Source organism: Streptomyces sp. NPDC050085 (assembly GCF_044460595.1).
Lineage (GTDB): Bacteria > Actinomycetota > Actinomycetes > Streptomycetales > Streptomycetaceae > Streptomyces.
Genome location: NZ_JBITJZ010000008.1, coordinates 16,615 through 35,686 on the forward strand (window position 1 = coordinate 16,615; position 19,072 = coordinate 35,686).

The window sequence follows — 19,072 nt, forward strand, 5'->3', positions numbered from 1 at the left end:
AGGTGACAGTCCAGTGACTCGGTACGGCTCCTTCCCCGGTTCGCGGCCCCGGCGGCTGCGCACGACGCCCGTCATGCGGCGCATGGTCGCCGAGACGCGGCTGCATCCGGCGGACCTGATCCTGCCCGCGTTCGTGCGCGAGGGGATCGATGCCCCGGTGGCGATCGGCTCGATGCCGGGCGTCTACCAGCACACGCGGGACTCCCTGAAGAAGGCGGCGGTCGAGGCCGCCGAGGCGGGCGTCTCGGGGATCATGCTGTTCGGCGTGCCGCTGGACGAGAAGAAGGACGCGGCGGGCACGGTCGGCACCGACCCCGACGGGATCCTCCAGGTCGCGCTGCGCGACGTACGGGCCGAGGTCGGTGACGACCTGCTCGTCATGTCCGACCTGTGCCTGGACGAGTTCACCGACCACGGCCACTGCGGTGTGCTGGACGAGCAGGGCCGGGTCGACAACGACGCGACCCTCGAGCGGTACGCCGAGATGGCGCAGGTGCAGGCGGACGCGGGTGCGCACGTGGTCGGGCCGAGCGGCATGATGGACGGTCAGATCGGCGTCGTACGCGATGCGTTGGACCAGATCAGCCGTGAGGACGTGGCGGTGCTCGCGTACTCGGTGAAGTACGCGTCGGCCTTCTTCGGCCCGTTCCGCGAGGCCGTCGCCTCGTCGTTGCAGGGCGACCGCAAGACGTACCAGCAGGACTCGGCCAACGTCCGTGACGCGATGCGGGAGTTGGCGCTCGACCTGGAGGAGGGCGCCGACATGGTCATGGTGAAGCCGGCCGGGCCCTACCTCGACGTCCTGGCGAAGGTCGCGGAGGCGTCGGACGTGCCGGTGGCCGCGTACCAGATCAGTGGCGAGTACGCGATGATCGAGGCGGCCGCGGAGCGGGGCTGGATCGACCGCGACAAGGCGATCGTGGAGTCGCTGACCGGGATCAAGCGCGCGGGCGCGAGCATGATCCTCACGTACTGGGCCACGGAGGTGGCGCAGGGCCTGCGCTGAGGCCATCGGGTTTTCGCGCGGGGTCTCCAGCGGCGAGAATCCCCGCATGACGACGATCACGGCGCGTGCGCTCAACCGGACGACTCTGGACCGGCAGTTGCTGCTGGAGCGGTCGTCGGGCGGGATCGAGGACGCGGTACGGCGGGTTGTTGCGCTCCAGGCGCAGCAGCCCGCTTCTCCGTATGTGGCGCTGTGGAACCGGGTGGCGGGGTTCGAGGCGGCGGACCTCGACGCGCTGCTCGCCGGTTTCCGGGTGGTGAAGTCGACGCTGATGCGGATCACGCTGCACGCGGTGCACGCCGACGACTACCGCGACTTCCGGGCGGCGGTGGAGCCGACGGTGCGCGGTGCGCGGCTGCGGGACGCGCGGTTTCGGGGGTCGGGGCTCACGGAGGCGGATGCGGCGGCGCTGCTGCCGGAGCTGTTGGCGCGTACGGAACGCCCTTGTGGTGCTGCCGAGTTGGGGGAGTGGCTCGGGGAACGGGCCGGTGTGCACGCGGAGTTGGCGCGGCCCGCGTGGCGGATGTTGCGGCAGTGGGCGCCGTTGTGGCACGCGCCGGTGGAGGGGGCGCTGTGGGCGTACACCTCCGACGGCAGGCAGGGGTTCGTGGCGGCGGACGCGGTGCGGCGGCCTGAACTGGGCGATCCGGAGGAGGTGGCGCAGGGCCTGCGGGTCCTGATCCGGCGCTACCTGGAGGGGTTCGGGCCGGCGTCGGTGGCGGACATGGCGCAGTTCGGGCTGGTCCAGAAGGGGCGGGTGCGGGCCGCGCTCGGGCAGGACTTCGAGGAGTTCGCCGGGCCGGACGGGAAGACCGTGCTGTACGACCTGCCGGGGGCGCTGCGGCTCACGGGCGAGGAGCCCGCGCCGCCGCGGCTGATGGCGATGTGGGACAGCGTGCTCCTCGCGTACGCGGACCGGGGCCGGGCCCTGCCGCCCGAGTACCGCAAGCAGGTGACCCGGGTGAACGGGGACGTCCTGCCGACGGTTCTGGTGGACGGGTACGTGGCCGGGGTGTGGCGGGTCGCGGAGGGCGGGCGCGGGATCGAGGTGGGGGCGTTCAGGCCGCTGCCCGGGGAGGTCTGGGATGAGCTCGAGGGGGAGGCCCGGGGGTTGTGGGGGTTGCTGGGGGAGCGGGATGCGGGGGCCTATCGGCGGTACGATCACTGGTGGGTGAAGGGGTTGCCGGTGGTGGAGTCGCGGGTGCTCGCCGGGTAGCCCTCGGGATCCGGTCGGCTGCCGGTCAGTCGGTGCTCCGTCGCCGTACGACGTACACGCCGCCGCCGATGGCCCCGGCCATCAGGAGTCCGCCGAGGACGAGCTGGGTGATGTCCGTCGCGGAGAGTCCGTCGTCGCTGCCGACACCGGCCTTCACGCCCTTGTCGATGGTCGTGGCGGGCCAGCCGGTGTGGCCGCTGCCGCCCCGGCCGACGCTGATGGAGTGTGTGGAGGTGCCGCCGCTCGCGCAGGAGACGTTCACCGTGTGGGTGCCGGTGGCGGACTCGGAGATGGTGGCGGTGCCGGTGTAGGCGCCGGCGGAACCGGTGGAGAGCTGGACGGCCTCCGAGAAGGCGGTCGAGGTGGCCGTCGCGGAGGTGGCGGTGCAGCCGCCGGACACGGAGACGATGACCGTGGAGCCGGGGACGGCCGGGTCCGGGGTGATGGAGAGGGACGGCTTGTCCGGCCAGCCCGGCGGATTCTCGGCGTGGGCGGAGGCGGCAGGCCCTGTGACGGCCAGAACGGTGAGGGCGGCTACGGCTACGGGGCGTGCGGCGGCGCGCATCAGCGGGCTCCGTTTCGATGGGGCGGCGGGCGGACCGGTGGCTCCATGGAAAGCAGAGGTGGGGGGTAGGGGCGCGTATTGGTAGGCCGATCGCGCGGCTTGCGGGGTGGCTGCTGCCTCCCGGTTCGCTACCGGAACCGGGGACTGCGGACGAGGGCGGCGCGGATCTCGGCGACGACGTGGGCGGGTCGGCGGAAGACGTCGAGTGCGGAGAAACGCAGTAGGGCCCGGACTTCGGGGCAGCTCTGGATGCGGTTGAAGCGGTCGATGTCGCGGCGATGGTGCTCGCGGGTGCCGTGGTACGCGTAACCCTCGACTTCGACGGCGAGTCCTTCGGCGCGGAAGAGGAAATCCAGCAGTACCTGCCGTCCGTCGGCGGTGAAGACCTCGGCCTGACTCTCGGGCCGCAGTCCGGCGTCGGCCATGTGCAGCCGGGCCACGGTCTCGGCGGGGGAGTCCGACGTCGGGTCGACGAGGGCCAGCCATTCGCGCGCCCTGGCGGCATGGCGATGACGGGGAGGAAAGGCGCCGACGACGTCATGGAGCGCGAGCAGCGGAGGCCGACGACGCCGATCTACGGTCCGGTATGTGAGGGCGGATTCCACGGCTACGAGGGCGAGTTCGCGGGGGCTGGAGAGGAGGAGGTCGACGAGGGTGCGGGCCGGGGTGGTGGGGTGCGTGGGTCAGGTGGGGGCGGTGGGTGGTAGCGGTCGTCACACGAGTCACATGTGACTCGTCCGTCTCTGTGGTCGGGGGGGGGGGGGGGGGGGGTGGGGCCCCCCCCCGGGGGGGGGGGGGGGGGCCCCCACCCCCCCCACTCACCCTTCGAGAGCACCACTGCCGTCACATCAGCCACCCACACACCATCAGCCAACAGACCGCCTCCCCACCATGTGGCGGGCACGACCGAAGGGCCTTTAAGGCAACGGGTGACTCTCCGCCTTCCACCCACGCTCCTCAGCCGACGAAAGCCAGCCCAAGACGGCCGTTCGACGACAACGAATGAAGCGGAGGTAGCTCAACCCACCACCGGACACCAGCCACGTAATCCAAGAAAAGGCGCCCACCGGCGGAGAGGCGACTTCGAACCACCGCCACCACCCCACCGTCGCGAAGCGACGGAGCCACACTCCCACCGGTCTGCCCACCGGCAACGAGACCGAACCGGGGTACCCGAGAAGCCGGCCTCCGCTCAGCGTTCGCCCTTCGCCTCCGTCAGGAACGCGGTCCACGCGGTGGCACCGAAGGTGATGACGGGGCCGGTTCCGGAGTGCTTGGTGTCGCGGACGGGGGCGGTGTGAGAGAGGCCGGTGGCGACCTCCACGCAGTCGCCGCCGGTGCCGTTGCTGTACGAGCTCTTGTGCCAGCGGGCGGCGCTCAATTCACTGTTGCTGCTTGCCATTTCGATAGTCCTCTGCCGCAGCCTGGATCATGGCAAGGGACGCCTCAGGCGGCAGTGCGGCGGCCCTCAGCAGATCGTACGACTCCTGGTACTGCTTCACGAGCGCCGGGAAATCGATGAGTTGGCCGCTGTGGAGGCTTTCGGCGTAGACCACCGGGGGAGCGTCCGTGAAGGTCATGAACTTGGTCATGCCCATCATGAACGGGTGGGCTCCCGAGGTTTGCGGGACGATCTGCAGAATGGCGCGCGTTGCCGTCACCACCGTGGCGATGTGGTCGAGGAGTTCGGCCATTCCGAGGTCCGGGAGGACCCTGCGGTGGAGCAGGGACTCGTCCAGGATCACCCAGAGCGCGGGTGGATTCTCCGATGCGAAGAGGGCCGCCCGAGACATCCGGGCCCGGACCTTCTTGGTCACGTCCTCGTCCGTGGCCCTGGGCATCGCGGCTTGGACGAGCGCTTCGGCGTAGGCGGGCGTCTGGAGCAGGCCGGGCACCAGCATGGGCGCCCATTCGTCGATCGTCTCCGCGTGCTGCTCCATCTCCACGACGTCCGCGAAGTATTCCGCGTGCCCGTCCTGCCTCGCCTTGCGGGCGTCTTCACAGCGCCGCGTGAAAAAGCCGTTCGTGTCGAGCCTCTTGTCCACGTGCCGGGCCAGGTCTATCGGCATGCGCCGTTCGCCCCGCTCGATCTGGCTGAGGAAGGGGACGCCGCGGAAGCTGCCTTCGGCCAGCTGCTCCAGGGTCATCCCCGCTCTCTCGCGGAGGTAGCGCAACTCGGCGCCGTAGAAGGAGGGGACGTTCGCCGAGGCGTCGGGGTCTTTGCGTGAGGGCACAACTCACCGCCGGTGTTTGCCAGTTGCTGCGCGTAACGGAAACGCCTTTTACGGTACGCGGCCTCGCGTCAATCTGTGAGGGAATCATCACGGAACGTACAGGAGGCGTCGTGCTCATGTATTCGCATCGACCGTCAGCGGGGGAGCTGGAGACTTGCGTCGAGGACCTGCGGCGGGTCCTCGCGGCCCGGGGTGTCACGCTGCCGTCGCTCGGCGTCGACCTGCCGTCGTTCGCCGGGGCGTACGCGGAACCTGCCGGGCTCGTCGTACTCGGCAACTGCAATCCGGGGACGGCGCGGCGGCTTGTGGAGGCCATTGGGGGTGCCGAAGTCGTACTGCTGGAACGGGAGTTCGTGGCATCGGCGAAGGCCTTGGCCGGGCTTCGGAGGGAGGTTGAGGGGTTCCTGGGGGATGGGCCGGTTGCTGAAGTACAGCTGTGCGTCGGCGAGTTGGTCGCCAATGTGGTGCGGCACGTGGGGGAAGGAGTGCCCGTGGGTGTGCGGGTGCTCAGGGGTGGGTGCGGGCTGATCCGGGTCGAGGTGTGGGATCCGGAGCCCCGGGTGCTGCCGGTGCTTCGGGATGCCGGGACGGATGACGAGGGCGGGCGGGGGCTCGCGGTCGTCGGTGCGGCGGCGTTGCGGTGGGGGGTTGTGGCGGAGGCGGGTGGCAAGACGGTGTGGTGTGAGATGGCGGGCGATCTTGGGGAGGCCTCGACATAGTGATGGGCATGGCAACCGAGAAGTACACCGTGACGCTGCCTGAGGAACTCGCCGAGGATATTCGACGGGAGGTCGGGCCCGGGGGCTTCAGCGCCTATGTCACGCGGGCCATAGAGCGGCAGCGGGAGCAGGGGCGGCTCGGGGAACTGGTCTCCTGGATGCAGGAGGAAGGCGGCCCCCTCACGGAGGCTGAGCTCGCCGAGGCCGAGGCGGAGCTGCGGGAGGCAGGGCGGGAGTTCGCTGCGCCGGACTCCGGCAGTCATGGCGCGGGCCGCGGTGGCCTGCCCCTGGCGGGCTGATGGCAGTCGACTGCTTGGTATTGGACAGCGAATGGCTTTCCCGGGCGGCGCGGCGCGAGCGGCGGATGGCGGCGTTGTTGTCGGCCGCGCATGCGCAGGGGATCCGCGTGGTGACCAGTTCCATGACGCTGATCGAGGCGTATCACGGGCAGGCGCGGCGGGAGGCCTGGACGTGGGCCATGTCGAGGGTGGTGGTGGAGCCGGTGACCCGCGAGGTCGCCGAGGGCGCGGTGCGGTTGCTCGGGGAGACGGGGCTGCACGGGCACAAGTACGCGATCGATGCGGCGCTTGCGGTGATCGCCGGAGGGCAGGGCGGGAACGTGGTGGTGTATACCGGTCGCGAGTAGCAGCGGTACAGCGGTTAGCGCTAAGGAATGATCTTCGCTGCCGGGGCGGCCCGGCCAGAACGGGCGCACGCTGGAGGTGTGGCTGAGGATCGGAACGCCGAGCTTGCCGCTCTCGCCCGCCAGGCCGTGGCGGCCGCGGGCGGCCTGCGGCTGCTGGTCGAGCGGATGGGCGATCTCGGCTGGCGGATGCAGGACTACCGCGACGAGGACCTGCTGAACGTCGCCTCCGCCCTGCGCGGCACCGCGATCCTGATCGCCCTCGACACCGAGGACATGGACCTGCACGAGGAAGTCACCGGGCGCCGGGTGTACGAGGTGCACGATGTCGCCGAGTGGCTCCGAGAGCACGGCGAAGGCGACGGCCGGCCGTTACCCTGCCGACCCGGGCCGGTTGTCCCGGCCGCCGGGCATGACCCGCAGGACGGGGCCGGCGGGGGCGAACTCGCCGAGGTCGAGAGAGGCGTCGCGTCCGCCCGCGCGGGACGCCGGGCCCCGCCCCCACCCCGGGCGGCAGTGGCGCGAGGTCCTGGGACACCCTTCCGTCCCAGCTGTGATTCACGTCACTTCCGGCGGCTCGGTGCAGCACCCGGCCCCGTTCCGCCGTCATGGGGGCAGTGATCGGGACGGGACGAGGAGAGGGGGTCGGCGGGTGAGGTTTCGCAGGAGAGGTCCGGGCAACGGATTCACGGAGTTCGTCGCACATCGGTCGGGAGCGTTGTTCCGCACCGCGTATGCGCTGACCGGTGACGTGCACGTGGCCGAGGATCTGGTGCAGGAGGCGCTGGAGCGGGCGTGCCGACACTGGCGGAAGGTCGAGGTGGCGGACTCGCCGGAGGCGTACGTGCGCAAAGTGCTGGTCAACCTGGCCAACGACCGCTGGCGGCGGCTGTCGCGCCTGGGCGAGCGCCCCGGGCTGTCAGGGGTGCCCGAGACGGCCGACCCCCGGGACCGGTTCGGGCAGGTGGATCTGCGCGCGGAACTGATCGAGGCACTGCTCGGGCTGCCGATGGGCATGCGCAGCGTGGTGGTCCTGTACTACCTGCACGATCTGGACGTCCGGCAGGTCGCCGGCGTCCTGGACATCTCTTCGAGTGCGGTGAGGTCCCAGCTCGCCCGCGGCCTGGCCAAGCTGCGCGATTCCGTATCGGGCGCCCAGGCGCCGCACACCCCGTCGGCCGCTTTCGGAGGTACGAAGTGAGGAACACGTCGTCCGGACCCGCCCCGTTCGAGCCGGGCCTCGAAGCCGAGCTGCGTGCCGCGGTGGCCTCCTTCGCCGACGGGCCGACGGCGCCGGTCGTCGACGCGGCCGCGATCGAGCGAGTCGTCAGCCGCAGCCGCACCCGCCGGGCGCTCCTCGGCACCGCTGCGGCGTGCTGCGTGCTGGCGTGCGCCACGGTGGGGTTCTTCGCGCTGAAGCCCGTGCCGCCCGCGCCCGGCGCTTCCCCGTCCCTGTCCACACCGGCGAACGGGGCGTGCACCCCGCTCGCCACCGGCACCCCCAAGAGCGGAAGCGCCGATGCGACTCCGACACAGGAGCAGGAGCAGGAGCAGACCGCGGGAGCGGGCATCGCGCTGCCGGACCTGGCCGGCATGCCGGTCGAACAGGCCGGAAGCCTGCTGCGCGGACTCGGACTGAGCTGCACGATCATGCGGCACACGGACTGGAACGCTCCCGCCGGGCAGGTGATCAGCAGTGCCCCCCGGGGCGGCGCAGAACCGGTGGCACCGGGCTCGTCCGTCCTCCTGCTGGTCTCGACGGGCAAACCCGGCAGAACCTGAGCGACCGGGCCCTTCGGCCCGCGCACCGGCTGCGGGTGGCGGGCTCCGATGCCGTCAGCCGCGCAGCTCGCTCGGCATCGTCTTTGGGTTGCGGAGGTCCTGCCCGAGGCGGCGGCCCCGACCGGCGCGGACGCGGGCCCGGCGTGCCGCGTCCGCGCAGGTCGTACCGGACGCCGGTCGACCGGCGTCCGGTGATGCTGACGCCCTATAGAAAGAACCGGGTAAAAGAACCCGCCCTCCCTCCCGGAGCGGGAAGGGAGGGCGGGTGGGGGCGTTGCCCCGAGGACGGCGTCGGGGATCAGCGGAACCGTGGTTGGCGCTGAGATTGATCATGAAGGGTTTCCCCTCTACCACGGGCGAGGGTGACTATCGCATCATGCGAAGGGCGATCGGCCGGGACACGGCCGGGTACACGTAGTCCGCCAGCTGGTTCGCGGAGTGCGCGCCGACTGCTCGCGCGGCCCGGAGGGCGTCCGCGAGCCCCTGGTCGGCGAGCAGGCCGAGAGGTACAGCTTGCGCTCGCGGGCGGCCTCCAGCGCGGACATCTCGGGCGCCGGGGGGCGATTGTTCGAGGGTGTCGAACGGATCGCGCCACCGATTGGCCTGAACCGTGCCCGGACACGCCTCGGCCGCGGCGGCTCCCCCTCCGCGCCGCCGCGGCCGATCCCCGTCGGGAATAAGGTCAGTTGGCGGGCTCGCTGGTCGCGTGCTGGTCGAGGGGGGCTATCTCCTCGTCCGTCGCGTGCTGGTCGAGTGTGATTACGCCGCCGCCGGTCGCGTGCTGGTCCAGCGTGGTGACCGGCTCGTCCGTCGCGTGCTGGTCCTCGGGCTTGTCGATGACCGGATCGGTGTTCTTCTCGCTCATTACGCTTGTCTCCCCTGTGAGGCGGATGGTCGTCAATCGGCGAGGCCCGCCCGGCTGCTCCCCCGTGGGCGGCCGGGCGGGCCCTTCTGGGCCGCTCACATTAGTTCGTGAACGAGAGGCCCTCGGCGGTGACCCGTCTGCCCCCCGACGCGACGGATCGACTAGGAATGAGCATGGCGGGATGCGATAAACGAACGATGAACGTCCCCAGCGTCAGGCAACCCGCAGCGGGTTGAGCAGGCCTCGCACGACCTCGATCTCCGGTGACTCCAACTGTTCGTAGATTCCGAAGGCTTCCTGCCAGCAGACGCGTGCCCGGTCGATCTGGCCCAGCCCGTGGAGTGACTGGCCGAGGACGGTGAGTACCAGTCCTCGACGCCAGTCGCCTCCGATACCTCGCAGCACAGTCAGGGCGAGCTCGGCGTTTGCAGCGGCTGCGCCGGGGCGTGAAGCGGCAAGGTCGGCCTCTGCGATGCGGAAGAGCGTCATACCTTCCCAAAGTCGTTGTCGGCTGTCGCGGAAGACTTCCAGGGCCTCGGTGAGGATGTCCTTGGCGGCGCCGAGTTGGCCGCTCTGAGTGAGAGCAAGGCCGAGGGCGTATCGCCCATTGGCTCCGCGAAGCGCGTTGCCCGTCGATTCGTAGATGTCTATGCCCTGTTGAGCGAGGGTGACAGCGCTGGACGTGCGGTTCGTCGCAAGATGAATGCGCGACAGGTTGCACAGGGCGCTGGCTTCTCCGGCCTGGTTCAGGTCACTGCGGAAGTTCTCGATGGCCAGCCGAAGTTGCTTCTCGCCCTCTGCGTGGCGCCCCTGGTAGATCGCGACGATCCCCCGGGTGTTCGGGGCCCAGCAGCGTGCGACCGGGTCGTCCGCCTGCCCGGCGCGGTCCATCGCCTCTGCTGCTGCCGCGTCTGCTTCGTCGAACCGCCCTGCGACCATGTGGACATCGGTCAGTGTGGTGAGGGCTCGAGCGGCAGCTCTGGAGTCGTCCGCGGTGCGTGCGGCGTCCAGGGAGGCCAATGCGGCGACCTCGTACTCGCGGGAGTTGGCGCCGGACTCCGCCAGGTCCTTTGCTGCCCAGAGAAGGTCCACGGCGCGTCGGAGACGGGAGTCGGAGACGGACTGCCGAACGCATGCCAGCACCGCGATGGCTTCCGAGTAGAGCCAGTCCTGGGCGGAGTGACGGTCAGCGAACGACAGTCCGCGGTACGAGGTTGGCTCCAGGTGATCCACCAACCGATCCCCCGGCCGCTCCATCGCATAAACCCCCGCCGCCGTAGCCAGATAGAAATCCAGCAGCCGCGACATCGCCATCTCCCGCTCCACCGGCGGCAGTTCGTCCCTCTCCGCGCACGCACGCGCGTAGAGCCGGACCAGGTCGTGGTAGCGGTACCTGCCCGGGGCCGCCGACTCCAGGAGGGACGTGTCCACCAAGGACTCCAGCAAGTCCTCGGTCTTGTCCACCTCCAGGTCGAGGACCGCCGCGGCCGCCGCCAGGGAGATGTCCGGGCCGTCCGCCAGGCCCAGCAGGCGGAAGGCGCGGGCCTGGGTCGGCTCCAGCTGGCCGTAGCCGAGTTCGAACGTCGCCTTCACGGCCAGGTCGCCGGCCTGGAGTTCGTCCAAGCGGCGCCGCTCGTCCGCCAGTTTTGCCGCCAGGACCGAGACCGTCCAGGTGCGGCGGGCCGCCAGGCGGGACGCCGCGATGCGGATTGCCAGGGGGAGGAAGCCGCAGGCCGCCACCACGTCCAGGGCCGCCTCGCGCTCCGACGCGACCCGTTCCTCGCCCACGATGCGCGTGAACAGGAGCAGGGCCTCCTCGGGGGACATGACGTCCAGGTCCACCAGGTGCGCGCCTGCCAGGTCGACCATGCGGACGCGGCCCGTGATCAGTGCCGCGCAGCCTTCAGTTCCGGGCAACAACGGCCTGACCTGTGCCGCGTCTCGCGCGTTGTCGAGGAGGACCAGGACGCGGCGGCCGTCCAGCGTCGAGCGGTACAGGGCCGCTCGTTCCTCCAGGGAGTCGGGGATCGCCGCGTCCGCCGTGCCGAGGGCGCGGAGGAAGGAGCCGAGGACCGTTTCCGGTTCCGCCGCACGCGAGCCCGCGCCCTGCAGGTCCACGTACAACTGGCCGTCGGGGAAGGAGGAACGGGCCGCGTGCGCGACGTGTACCGCCAGGGTTGTCTTGCCCACTCCTCCGATGCCTGCCACCGCCGACACCGCCATCACCGAACCCGTGCCGGACTCCGGCGACGCCGAGGACAGCACCTCGCTGAGTTCCGTGACGAACGATGCTCTGCCGGTGAAGTCCGGGACCGTCGCCGGGAGTTGGGCCGGGCGGACCGGAGCTTCCACCCGTTCTGTCGCCGGCGTGGAGGGTTCTGCCAGGGCCGGGTCGGCCTGGAGGATGCGCTGGTGGAGTTCGGACAGGCCGGGGCCCGGGTCCACGCCGAGTTCGTCGGCGAGCAGGCGGCGCGTGTCCGCGTAGACCGCGAGGGCTTCCGCTTGGCGGCCCGAGCGGTAGAGGGCGAGCATGAGGAGTTCGCGTAGGCGTTCGCGGAGAGGGTGCGCCGCCGTCAGCGCTGTCAGTTCCGAGACCGCCTCCGCGTGGCAGCCCTGTTCCAGGTCCATGTCCAGGCGGGATTCGAGGAGTTGCAGGCGCCATTCGCCGAGGCGGGCGCGCTGGGTCTCGGCGTACGGGCCCGGCACGTTGGCCAGGGGCTCGCCGTCCCACAGGCCGAGCGCCTTGTTCAGCAGGGCCCGCGCCTGGCACAGGTCGGCGGTGTGCCGGGCCTTCTCCGCGTCCGACCAGAGCGTCTGTGCGGTCGCGAGGTCCAGGGCGTCGTCGCGGGCCACCCTGATCGCGTACCCGCCGGACTCGCTGACCAGGACGCCCGGGTCGAGCACCTTGCGCAGCCTGGAGGCGTACGTGCGGATCGCGGCCAGCGCCTGCTGCGGGGGCTCGTCGCCCCAGACGGCGTCGATCAGCTCGGCCGCCGTCGCCGTACGGCCGTCGCGCAGCAGGAGCGCGGCGAGCAGGGCCCGCTGCTGTGGGGAGCCCGTCGCCAGCGGCTCGCCGTCGCGCCAGGCCCGGACCGGGCCGAGCACGCTGAAGCGCAGGTCGGAGACGGCGGCCGGCTCCGCTGCCGGGGTGTCCCCGGGCGTGCCGGACCGGCGCTGCTCCGGTACCCGCGGTCCACCGTCCATCGTCGCTGCCCCCTCGCGGCTTGCCATCCCAGACAACTCCGTCAGTTTGCCTTGTTCATGGCGGATACGTCAGCAGCGGGAGACAGCCATCACAGACATCTCACGCGTACGCACCGGAACATCCGCCCACACCCGCTGCCCGACAGGGAGCTGACGGGTCGTCAGATCGGCGCTAACGTGAGTCCATGGAGACCACGGAGACCGGAATCACCCAAAGCGCCCTGGAATCGGGCGACTTCCCGAGGATCATTTCCGTCGACGACCACACCGTCGAGCCCCCGAACGTCTGGTCCGACCGGCTGCCGAAGAAGTACGCCGATGTCGGACCGCGGATCGTCCGCGCACCCCTGAAGGAAATGACCTTCCTGGGAGGGAAGTTCGCGCCCGTCATGGGCCATCCCGGCGACGACGGACCCATCGGCGACTGGTGGGTCTACGAGGATCTGCGCCGGCCGCTCACCCGGCTCGACACCGCCGTCGGCTACGACAGGGACGAGATCAAGCTCGAGGTCATCACGTACGAGCAGATGCGGCCCGGGTCGTTCAGCGTCCCCGAGCGGCTCGCCGACATGGACGTCAACCACGTGCAGTCCGCCCTCTGCTTCCCGACCTTCCCGCGCTTTTGCGGCCAGACCTTCACCGAGGCCAAGGACCGCGAACTCGGGCTGCTCGGCGTGCGCGCGTACAACGACTGGATGGTCGAGGAGTGGTGCGGCCCGCAGGCGCAGGGGCGGCTCATCCCGCTGACCCTCATACCCCTGTGGGACGCCGAGCTGGCGGCCGCGGAGGTGCGGCGCAATGCCGCGCGCGGCGTCCGTGCCGTCGCCTTCTCCGAGATCCCGCCGCACCTCGGGCTGCCCAGCATCCACGGTGACGAGTGGGACCCGTTCCTCGCGGCCTGCGCCGAGACCGGAACCGTCATCGCCATGCACATCGGGTCCAGCAGCAAGATGCCCTCGACGTCCGCGGACGCGCCGCCCGCCGTCGGCTCCACCATCACCTTCGCCAACTGCTGCTTCTCGATGGTGGATTGGCTCATGAGCGGCAAGTTCGAGCGGTTCCCCGAGCTGCGGATCATGTACGCCGAGGGGCAGATCGGCTGGATTCCGTACATTCTCGAGCGTGCTGATGTGGTGTGGGAGGAGAACCGTGGCTGGGGCGGGGTCGCCGACAAGGTGAAGAAGCGGCCGAGCGAGTACTTCGCCGACCACGTCTTCGGCTGCTTCTTCGACGACGCCTTCGGGCTGCGCAACCTCGACGCCATCGGTCTCGACAACGTCCTGTACGAGACGGACTATCCGCACTCCGACTCCACCTGGCCGAAGTCGAAGGAGGTCGGCCAGGCGCAGATGGGGCACCTGGACGGGCCGACCGTCGAGCGGATCGTGCGGGGCAACGCCATCGATCTGCTCGGGCTCACGGACGAGGGGCTGTGGACGCCGTCCGCCCAGTAGACGTCCCCCCGAGAGCCTGGCCGGCTCCGCCCTCCGCGTGCCAAGGGCGGACCCGGTCAGGGCAGTTTCCACAGCAGGACCGTGTTGGTCCCGCCGAAGTCCACTGCGCTCATCAGTCCCGTCGCCAGCGTCTTGCCGTCGGGGCTGAACGCCAGCGCCTCCACGGAGTTGGGGCAGGTGAACTTCGCCGTGCGCCTGCCCGTCACCGTGTCCCAGACGCAGGCGAGCCCGCCCTGCCCGCCCGTGGCAAGCAGCCGGCCCCCGGGGTGGAAGGCGATCGCGTGCATCATCGACTCCTCGGGGTCGAGCTTGACGACCTCCTCGGCGGAGTCGGTGTTCCACACCCGGACCGTGTCGTCCCGGTGGACGTACGCGAGGACCTGGCCGTCGGGGCTGAACACCACGAGCTCGGCGGCCTCGCCGTCCTTGACGGTGTTCATGGGCGCACCGTTCGGGGCGCGGGTGGCCAGCGGGCTGCCCGCGGCCAGCACCAGACCGTCGCTGCGGAAGGCCACCGGGCCGCCGTCGAAGCCGCCGAGCACGGCCTTCGAGCTGCCGTCGGCCACGTTCCACAGGTGCAGGCCGCGGGAGCTGGTGACGGCCACGGTCGCGCTGTCCGCGCTGATGGCCAGGCCGGTGGGCCAGCCGTCCTGGTCCTTGGTGTTCTTCGGCCCGGCGAAGGTGCGGACCGTCTTGCCGGTGCTGGTGTTCCACACCCGGACGTCGGTCTTCTCCGCCCGCACGACGTACTTCAGGTCCCGGCTGATCAGGGTCGGCTGCAGGAACTCCGGCGTGCCGATGTGCGCGGGCGTGGCCTCCCGCGTGGCCAGGTCCCAGCGGCAGACGGCGTTGTTGCCGGTGGCGCAGAGGGACGTGCCGTCGGTGGAGAAGGCGAGGGCGCGTACGGACTCGATCCCTTCGAGGGCCACGTACGTCTCGCTCGGCCCGGCAGACGATCCGGCCGACGGCTCGGCCGATGAACTGGCGGAGGGCGACGGCGAGTTGCCGCCGTCCGCGCCCTTCGCGTCGTCCGGGTCCCCCTTGCTGCGCAGCAGCGCCACCGCCCCGACGGCCACGGCCGCCGTCGCGCCCGCCCCGCCGATGAGCAGCGCGCGCCGCGACGGGCGGCCCGGCGTCGGCGCCGCGGGCACGGTGGGTCCGGCGGGCGGTGGCCCGAACGCCGGCGGGGCCGGGGACTCGGCCGGGGCCGTGGGCGCGTACGACGGCTGTCGCGGGGGCGTGGTCAGGACGAGCGTGCCGTCCTGCGGGGCCGACGGCACGCGCGGGTCGGCCGGGGCCGCGGGGCCGCCCGCGAACAGGGCCGGGAGGTCGCCGACGGACGGGCGCGCCGCCGGGTCCTTGGCCAGGCAGGCGGCGAGGACCGGGCGCAGGCGGTCGTCCACGCCGTCGAGCGCGGGTGGCTGGTCCAGGATGCGCTGGACCACCTCGATCAGCGTGGGTGCGTCGAAGGGCGCCTGCCCCGTCGCCGCGAACGCGAGGACCGAGCCGAGCGAGAACACGTCGCTGGCCGGGCCCGCCCGGTCCGCGCGGATCTGCTCCGGCGACATGTACGTGTACGTGCCGATGACCGTGCCGGTGGCGGTCAGGGAACTCGCGTCCACGGCACGGGCGATGCCGAAGTCGATGATGCGGGGACCGTCCTCGGCCAGGATGACGTTGCCCGGCTTGAGGTCGCGGTGGACCAGGTCGCTCTTGTGGATCGCGGCGAGGCCCTCGGCCAGGCCCGCGCCCAGGCGCAGGACGGCGTCCGCGGACAGGGGACCGTCGGCGGCGACGACCTCGTGCAGGTTCGGGCCCGCGATGAACGCGGTGACCAGCCACGGGGACGCGGCCTCGGGGTCGGCGTCGACGACCTGCGCGGTGTGGAAGCCGCCCACGCGCCGGGCCGCCTCGACCTCGCGGGCGAAGCGCTGGCGGAACTGCGGTGCTGCCGCCAGTTCCCGCTTGATCAGCTTCACCGCGACCTTCCGGCCGCCCGGTGACGTACCGAGGAAGACCGATCCCATGCCGCCCTCGCCGAGCCGGCCCTCGATGCGGTAGGGGCCGACCCACTGCGGGTCGTCGGGCTTCAACGCGTCCATGCGTACGGTCACCATCCGGTTCGAAGAAGAGGGCGGAGCGGGAGAGGGTGGGGGAGCGGTCTCAGGCGAGCTTCCACAGCTGCACCGTGGGCTCGCCGTCGTCCGAGTCCGTCGGGTTGAGCACGCCTGCGACCGTCTTGCCGTCCGGGCCGAAGGCCACCGCGCCGATGGACGCCGTGAGTTCGGTCTTCGGCGGGCCGCCGACCAGCGTGGTGAGGGTCTTGCCCGTGGACATGTCCCAGAGCGTGACGGTGCGGCCCACGGTGTCGACGCCCTCCATCTCGACGAAGCCGCCCGCGCCCGCGATCACCCCGCCCGTCCCTGACCTGTCCGGTGCGTACGCCGATGAGTTCACGTAGTCGTGCCCGTCCTTGAGCGTGCGCGTGACGCGGCCCGTGGCCAGGTCGAAGAGGCGCACGCCGGGCCCGTTGGCGATGAGGGTGGTGCCGTCGCGGCTGAAGCGGACCTCGGAGTAGTTCTTCTTCTCGCCGTCGGCGGTCAGGGTCTTGGTGAGGCGGCCGGTGCGGGCGTTCCACAGCCGGATCGTGCCCTCCTTGACGTCGCTGGCCACGCTCGCCAGGGTCGTGCCGTCCGGGCTGAACGCGACCCCGTTCATGCTTCCGGAGTGCCCGGTGAGTCTCGCCCTCGACTTGCCGGTGGCCGGATTCACCAGCCGGACCTCGCTGCCGACGCCCACGGCCAGGGTCTTGCCGTCGGGGCTGAACGCCAGGCAGTTCACGTCGTCGAACTCGCCCGTGTACGTCTGGAGCACGCCCTTGGCGGCGCCGCTGCGCACGTCCCACCGGCGCAGGGTCTTCTCGTAGCCGCCGGTGTACAGGGTCCGTCCGTCGGGGCTGTAGGCCACTGCCAGGACCTCGTCGGTGTGGCCCTCGTACGTGGTGATGAGGCGGCCCGCGGCCGCGTCCCACAGGCGCACCGTGTGGTCGAAGCTGCCGGTGGCGACCGTTCTGCCGTCCGGGGAGAAGGCCAGGCAGAGGATCTCCCCGGTGTGGCCCTTGAGCTGGAGGACCGGCCTGGTGGCGTCGCGGGTGGGGGAGGGCTTCGGCTTCGGGCTCTTCTCCGGCCCGCCCTTCGCGTCGGGGGACTTGGGCCCGGACGTGGAGTCGGGTCCGGAATCCGGCCACAGCAAGTACGCGGGTACGGCGGCCAGGGCCGCGGCCCCGACGCTGCCGATGAGGAGGTTCCGCCGCCCAACCGGCTTGGCGGGAGCGGGGGTTGTCGCCGCGTCCGCCGTGACCGAGAGGCGGTGCAGCAGGTTCGGGGCGGACGGGCGCTCGGCGGCGTCCTTGGCCAGGCAGAAGGTCACCACGGCGTGCAGCGGCCCGGCCGGGTCGAGGCCGGTGAGCTCGGGCGGTTCGGCGGTGACCCGGTGCAGGATCCCGGGCACGGTCGACGCGTCGAAGGGCCCCCGGCCGGTCGCCGCGAACGCCAGCACGGACCCGAGCGAGAACACGTCGGTCGCCGGGGTCACTCGGGCGGGCGTGCGGATCTGCTCCGGCGACATGTAGGCGTACGTGCCGATGACGCTGCCGGTGTGGGTCATCGCGGTCGCCTCGGGCGCGTGCGCGATGCCGAAGTCGATGATGCGGGGGCCGTCGGGGGCGAGGATGACGTTGCCGGGTTTCAGGTCGCGGTGGATCAGGCCGCAGGCGTGGATCGCGGCGAGCCCCTCGGCGAGGCCCGCGCCGAGTCGCAGCACGGCGTCGGGGGCGAGCGGGCCCTGCCCGGTGACCAGCTCCTGGAGGGTCGGCCCAGGGATGAACTCCGTTGCCAGCCAGGGGGATTCGGCCTCGGGGTCGGCGTCGACGACCTGCGCGGTGTGGAAGCCGCCCACGCGCCGGGCCGCCTCGACCTCCCGCGCGAACCGCTCCCGGAAGCGGGGCGTCGACGCCAGTTCGCGCTTGATCAGCTTGACCGCGACCTGCCGCCCGGACGGCGACACGGCGAGGAACACCTGTCCCATGCCGCCCTCGCCGAGCCGCCCGTCGAGCCGGTAGGGGCCCACCTGGCGCGGGTCGTTCGGGCTCAGTGCTTCGACCATGGGCTACTCGAATCCTCCGCGTCCGTCGAAGACCGCACCCCCCGTGGATCCGATCACGCTCGGAATTGAACCATGTTCATGTTCTGCCGCACGGGCGGATGGCCGGGCCGGGCGCACACTCTCGCTTCGGCCGTGCACTCCCCTTGTCTGACTACCCGTCAGGTACGAGGATGAGCCTCGTCCATAATTGACGGTCCGTCAGGTAGGGGTCCGGGTATGACGCGGCTCGCGTACGGGATGCAACTCCCGATCCAGTCCCAGAGCACCATCTACGCGGAATCCTGGGAGGCGGGCGCGGACGTCGCGGACCTCGCCGAGGTCGCCCGCGCAGCCGACCGCAGCGGCTTCGACTACGTCGCCTGCTGCGACCACGTCGGGATCCCGCGGCGGCTCGCCGACGCCATGTCGACGACCTGGTACGACCCGGTCGCCACGCTGTCCTTCCTGGCCGGCGTCACCGAACGCGTGCGGCTGCTGACCCACGTCGCGGTCGTCGGCCTGCGCCATCCGCTGCTGTCCGCCAAGCAGTACGCCACGCTGGACCACCTGAGCGGCGGGCGGCTGATCCTCGGCGTCGGAGCGGGTCACGTACAGGAGGAGTTCGAGGCGCTCGGGGTCGACTTCGCGCGGCGCGGGGCCGTGCTCGACGAGAGTGTCGACGCGCTGAAGGCCGCCCTCGGGCCGGAGGAATTCCCTTCCCACAAAGGTGAGTTGTTCGCCTTCGAGGGGCTCGGGCAGCGGCCGCGGCCCGCGCAGCGCCGGGTGCCGGTGTGGGTCGGCGGATCATCGGCCCCCGCCGTGCGGAGGGCCGCGCTCAAGGGCGACGGATGGCTGCCGCAGGGCGACCCGCGCGACCGGCTGCCGGAGCAGATCGCGACGCTGCGGCGGCTGCGCGCCGAGGCGGGCATCGAGGCGCCCCTCACCATCGGCGCCATCACCGAGACGCTGTACGTGGGCGTGCCCGGCTGGGAGGTCGGGCGGCGCACCGTGTCCGGGGCGCCGGACGCCGTGGCCGAGTCGTTGCGCGCGTACGCCGCCATGGGCGTGCACCAGATCCAGGTCCGCTTCCGCAGCCGGAGCCGGGCCGAGCTCGTCGACCAGATCGAGGCCTTCGGGGCCGAGGTGGCGCCGCAGCTCTCCTGAACACCTGGATCTCCTCAGTGCCTCGATCTCCTGAACGCCTCGACCTCCTGAACACCCCGATCTTCTGAACACCCCGA

General features: G+C 71.4%; 18 protein-coding genes. 10 read left to right on the forward strand and 8 right to left on the reverse strand.

The genetic code is table 11. The features are described 5' to 3' along the window. Positions 1-13 precede the first annotated feature (13 nt). Together hemB and ACIBUY_RS27660 are read left to right on the forward strand one after the other, a co-directional pair. Positions 14-1,006, forward strand: coding sequence for a porphobilinogen synthase (gene hemB / locus ACIBUY_RS27655; RefSeq protein ID WP_399154054.1), 993 nt, complete (start codon positions 14-16; stop codon positions 1,004-1,006). A gap of 46 nt (positions 1,007-1,052) precedes the next feature. Then, positions 1,053-2,222 carry a winged helix DNA-binding domain-containing protein gene (locus tag ACIBUY_RS27660; RefSeq protein WP_399154055.1) on the forward strand — a complete coding sequence of 390 codons (1,170 nt, stop codon included), beginning with the start codon at positions 1,053-1,055 and terminating at the stop codon, positions 2,220-2,222. Between the two features lie 25 nt (positions 2,223-2,247). On the opposite strand, the gene ACIBUY_RS27665 is transcribed toward ACIBUY_RS27660, so the two are convergent. The 4 genes from ACIBUY_RS27665 to ACIBUY_RS27680 form a co-directional block, all read right to left on the reverse strand. Then, entirely contained in the window at positions 2,248-2,787 is a 540-nt protein-coding gene (locus ACIBUY_RS27665) for a hypothetical protein (protein ID WP_365580144.1), read from the reverse strand. A gap of 128 nt (positions 2,788-2,915) precedes the next feature. Next, positions 2,916-3,392, reverse strand: a complete 477-nt coding sequence (locus tag ACIBUY_RS27670; RefSeq protein WP_365580146.1) for a hypothetical protein — start codon at positions 3,390-3,392, stop codon at positions 2,916-2,918. Between the two features lie 587 nt (positions 3,393-3,979). Then, positions 3,980-4,189, reverse strand: a complete 210-nt coding sequence (locus ACIBUY_RS27675; RefSeq protein ID WP_365577548.1) for a DUF397 domain-containing protein — start codon at positions 4,187-4,189, stop codon at positions 3,980-3,982. Further along, on the reverse strand, positions 4,170-5,021 hold the full coding sequence (locus ACIBUY_RS27680; protein WP_365577545.1) for a helix-turn-helix transcriptional regulator: 852 nt from the start codon (positions 5,019-5,021) through the stop codon (positions 4,170-4,172). The genes ACIBUY_RS27675 and ACIBUY_RS27680 overlap by 20 nt, the downstream gene beginning before the upstream one ends. A 116-nt stretch (positions 5,022-5,137) precedes the next feature. Here ACIBUY_RS27680 and ACIBUY_RS27685 point away from each other — a divergent pair, with 116 nt between their 5' ends. The 6 genes from ACIBUY_RS27685 to ACIBUY_RS27710 all read left to right on the forward strand — a co-directional run bounded on the left by ACIBUY_RS27685 (position 5,138) and on the right by ACIBUY_RS27710 (position 8,165). Next, positions 5,138-5,740 carry an ATP-binding protein gene (locus ACIBUY_RS27685; protein ID WP_399154222.1) on the forward strand — a complete coding sequence of 201 codons (603 nt, stop codon included), beginning with the start codon at positions 5,138-5,140 and terminating at the stop codon, positions 5,738-5,740. An 8-nt stretch (positions 5,741-5,748) separates the two neighbouring features. After that, positions 5,749-6,039 (forward strand): hypothetical protein, encoded by a 291-nt coding sequence (locus tag ACIBUY_RS27690; protein WP_399154056.1) that lies wholly within the window; start codon positions 5,749-5,751, stop codon positions 6,037-6,039. Beyond that, positions 6,039-6,386, forward strand: a complete 348-nt coding sequence (locus ACIBUY_RS27695; protein WP_399154057.1) for a PIN domain-containing protein — start codon at positions 6,039-6,041, stop codon at positions 6,384-6,386. The genes ACIBUY_RS27690 and ACIBUY_RS27695 overlap by 1 nt, the downstream gene beginning before the upstream one ends. A gap of 78 nt (positions 6,387-6,464) precedes the next feature. Then, the gene (locus tag ACIBUY_RS27700) at positions 6,465-7,004 is read left to right on the forward strand and encodes a hypothetical protein (protein WP_399154058.1); all 540 of its coding nucleotides are present in this window, start codon (positions 6,465-6,467) and stop codon (positions 7,002-7,004) included. A gap of 97 nt (positions 7,005-7,101) precedes the next feature. Further along, a complete protein-coding gene (locus ACIBUY_RS27705) occupies positions 7,102-7,584 on the forward strand; it encodes a SigE family RNA polymerase sigma factor (protein ID WP_399154059.1) in 483 nt (160 codons plus the stop codon). After that, positions 7,581-8,165 carry a PASTA domain-containing protein gene (locus ACIBUY_RS27710; RefSeq protein WP_399154060.1) on the forward strand — a complete coding sequence of 195 codons (585 nt, stop codon included), beginning with the start codon at positions 7,581-7,583 and terminating at the stop codon, positions 8,163-8,165. Before ACIBUY_RS27705 ends, ACIBUY_RS27710 begins: the two co-directional genes overlap by 4 nt. Positions 8,166-8,847: 682 nt before the next feature. Here the strand turns inward: ACIBUY_RS27710 and ACIBUY_RS27715 are convergent. Further along, entirely contained in the window at positions 8,848-9,030 is a 183-nt protein-coding gene (locus ACIBUY_RS27715) for a hypothetical protein (protein ID WP_365577526.1), read from the reverse strand. Positions 9,031-9,243: 213 nt separating this feature from the next. Beyond that, positions 9,244-12,234 carry a BTAD domain-containing putative transcriptional regulator gene (locus ACIBUY_RS27720; protein ID WP_365577551.1) on the reverse strand — a complete coding sequence of 997 codons (2,991 nt, stop codon included), beginning with the start codon at positions 12,232-12,234 and terminating at the stop codon, positions 9,244-9,246. 185 nt (positions 12,235-12,419) lie between these two features. Between ACIBUY_RS27720 and ACIBUY_RS27725 the strand changes: the two genes are divergently transcribed. Continuing rightward, the gene (locus ACIBUY_RS27725; protein ID WP_399154061.1) at positions 12,420-13,688 is read left to right on the forward strand and encodes an amidohydrolase family protein; all 1,269 of its coding nucleotides are present in this window, start codon (positions 12,420-12,422) and stop codon (positions 13,686-13,688) included. Between the two features lie 56 nt (positions 13,689-13,744). Here ACIBUY_RS27725 and ACIBUY_RS27730 read toward each other — a convergent pair whose 3' ends face one another. Both ACIBUY_RS27730 and ACIBUY_RS27735 read right to left on the reverse strand, forming a co-directional pair. Continuing rightward, positions 13,745-15,790, reverse strand: a complete 2,046-nt coding sequence (locus ACIBUY_RS27730) for a WD40 repeat domain-containing serine/threonine protein kinase (RefSeq protein WP_399154062.1) — start codon at positions 15,788-15,790, stop codon at positions 13,745-13,747. A gap of 61 nt (positions 15,791-15,851) precedes the next feature. After that, positions 15,852-17,852 (reverse strand): WD40 repeat domain-containing serine/threonine protein kinase, encoded by a 2,001-nt coding sequence (locus ACIBUY_RS27735; protein WP_399154063.1) that lies wholly within the window; start codon positions 17,850-17,852, stop codon positions 15,852-15,854. 216 nt (positions 17,853-18,068) lie between these two features. Here ACIBUY_RS27735 and ACIBUY_RS27740 point away from each other — a divergent pair, with 216 nt between their 5' ends. Beyond that, complete coding sequence (locus tag ACIBUY_RS27740; protein WP_399154064.1) at positions 18,069-18,995, forward strand: LLM class F420-dependent oxidoreductase; 927 nt, start codon at positions 18,069-18,071, stop codon at positions 18,993-18,995. The last annotated feature ends 77 nt before the right edge of the window (positions 18,996-19,072 follow it).